This window comes from Saccharopolyspora sp. NPDC050389 (assembly GCF_040655595.1).
GTDB lineage: Bacteria > Actinomycetota > Actinomycetes > Mycobacteriales > Pseudonocardiaceae > Saccharopolyspora.
Genome location: NZ_JBFAKG010000094.1, coordinates 1 through 2,790, shown reverse-complemented (window position 1 = coordinate 2,790; position 2,790 = coordinate 1). Strand labels below are relative to the sequence as shown.

At 71.6% G+C, this 2,790-nt stretch carries 1 protein-coding gene; it reads left to right on the top strand.

The features are described from left to right. The first annotated feature begins 285 nt into the window (after nt 1–285). On the top strand, nt 286–2,691 hold the full coding sequence (locus AB0I53_RS39940) for a Tex family protein (RefSeq protein ID WP_358614255.1): 2,406 nt from the start codon (nt 286–288) through the stop codon (nt 2,689–2,691). The last annotated feature ends 99 nt before the right edge of the window (nt 2,692–2,790 follow it).

Genomic DNA, 2,790 nt, shown 5'->3' with positions numbered 1-2,790 from the left:
TCTCTCCCCCCGCCCCCCCGCCCCGCCCGCGCCCGCCCCCCGTCGTTCCTCTCGGTTCTGCGTCGGCACGGCGCCTGCGCCGCTGCCCGCCGGGGCGGCCCTCGCGCGCCCGGCGCCCCCCCCCCCCCCGCCACTCAGCACCCCAGGTGGACCCGCGGTGATCGCGCGCTCTCGGTAGGCGACGCCCGACACGCCGACGTGAGTGCCGAAGTTGCGCGCGGGCGGTGTCCGGCAGAATGCTCGGTCGGATCTGGCGAAGCTCGCAGAGAAGGCGGAATCAGCAACGTGACGACTGTTCATCAGAAGATCGCCGAGGAGCTCGGCGTCCGCGAGCGCCAGGTGCAGTCTGCCGTCGACTTGCTCGACGGCGGGGCGACTGTGCCGTTCATCGCGCGCTACCGAAAGGAAGCGACCGGCGCCCTCGACGACGCCCAGCTGCGCACGCTCGAAGAGCGGTTGCGCTACCTGCGCGAGCTGGAAGAGCGGCGCGCGACGGTGCTGGAATCGATCCGCTCGCAGGGCAAGCTGACCGACGACCTGGAAGCGCAGGTCAACGCGGCGGACTCGAAGGCACGGCTGGAGGACATCTACCTCCCGTACAAGCCCAAGCGCCGCACGAAGGCCCAGATCGCCATCGAGGCGGGCCTGGAGCCGCTGGCGGACCGGCTGCTGTCGGACCCGAGCAACGACCCGCAGGAGACCGCGGCCGGTTTCGTGGACGCCGAGAAGGGCGTCGCCGACGCCCAGGCCGCGCTGGACGGCGCGCGCTCGATCCTGGTCGAGCGGTTCTCCGAGGACGCCGACCTGATCGGCGAGCTGCGCGAGAAGGTGTGGACGCGCGGCCGGATGGTCTCCAAGGTGCGCGAGGGCAAGGAGGAGGAAGGCGCGAAGTTCGCCGACTACTTCGAGTTCTCCGAGGGCTTCGCGGACCTGCCGTCGCACCGCATCCTGGCGCTGTTCCGCGGCGAGAACGAAGAGGCCCTGGAGCTGTCCCTGGAGCCCGACGACGGCGCGGAGCAGGTCGGCCCGACCGACTACGAGCTGCGGATCGCGCAGCAGTTCGGCATCGCCGCGCAGGGCCGCCCGGCCGACAAGTGGCTGTCCGATGTGGTCCGCTGGGCGTGGCGCACCCGCGTCCTGACGCGGCTGAGCGTGGACCTGCGGCTGCGGCTGCGGCAGAACGCCGAGGACGAGGCGGTCCGGGTGTTCGCGGCGAACCTGCGCGACCTGCTGCTGGCCGCGCCTGCCGGATCGCGCGCCACGATGGGCCTGGACCCGGGCTTCCGGACCGGTGTGAAGGTCGCGATCGTCGACGGCACCGGCAAGGTCGTCGCGACTGACACGATCTACCCGCACCAGCCGCAGCGGCAGTGGGACCAGGCGTTGGCGAAGCTCGCGACGCTGGCCAAGGCGCACAACGTTGACCTGATCGCGATCGGCAACGGCACGGCGTCCCGCGAGACGGACAAGCTGGCGGGCGACCTGATCAGCCAGAACCCGGACCTGAAGCTCACCAAGATCTCGGTGTCCGAGGCGGGCGCGTCGGTGTACTCGGCGTCGGCTTACGCGTCGCGGGAACTGCCGGAGCTGGACGTGTCGCTGCGCGGCGCGGTGTCGATCGCCCGGCGCCTGCAGGATCCGCTGGCGGAGCTGGTGAAGATCGACCCGAAGTCGATCGGCGTCGGCCAGTACCAGCACGACATCTCGGAGACGAAGCTGTCGCGTTCGCTGGACGCGGTAGTCGAGGACTGCGTGAACGCGGTCGGCGTGGACGTGAACACGGCGTCGTCGCCGCTGCTGACCCGCGTGTCGGGCATCAGCGAGGGGCTGGCGGACAACATCGTCCACCACCGCGACACCAACGGCCCGTTCCGGACCCGCAAGGCGCTCAAGGACGTGGCGCGGCTGGGGCCGAAGGCGTTCGAGCAGTGCGCGGGCTTCCTGCGGATCCCGGACGGCGACGACCCGCTGGACTCCTCGGCGGTGCACCCGGAGGCCTACCCGGTGGTGCACCGGATCCTGGGCAGCACCGGCGGTGAGATGACCGGGCTGATCGGGAACGCGAAGGTGCTGAAGTCGTTGCGGCCGCAGGACTTCGTGGACGACAGCTTCGGCCTGCCGACGGTCACGGACATCCTCGCGGAGCTGGACAAGCCGGGCCGCGACCCGCGACCGGAGTTCAAGACGGCGACGTTCGCGGACGGCGTCGAGAAGATCGCCGACCTGAAGCCGGGCATGACGCTGGAGGGCGTGGTCACGAACGTGGCGGCGTTCGGCGCGTTCGTGGACGTGGGCGTGCACCAGGACGGCCTGGTGCACGTGTCGGCGATGTCGAAGAACTTCGTCAACGACCCGCGCGACGTGGTGAAGTCCGGCGACATCGTCCGCGTGAAGGTCCTCGACGTGGACATCCCGCGCAAGCGGATCTCGCTGACGCTGCGCCTGGACGACGAGCCGGGCGCCGGAGGCCGCCAGGACCGCGACTCCGGCCGAGGCCAGGGCGGCGGTCGCGGCCAGGGCGGCGGCGGCCGCAACGGCGGCGGCCGTGGTCAAGGCGGCGGCCAGGGCGGTCAGGGTCGCGGCGGCCAAGGCCGAGGCGGCCAGGGGCGCGGAGGCCAGCGCGGACAGCGCAACGACGCGCCCGCCGGATCGATGGCCGACGCCCTCCGCAAGGCGGGCTTCGGCAAGTAGGCACGCTTCAGCTGATAACGGGGCCGTGAGTCTTTTGGGGTTATGGGGGGGCGGAGAGGCCCACACCAGAACCGGCACCGGGGGGCGGAGCACGAGACG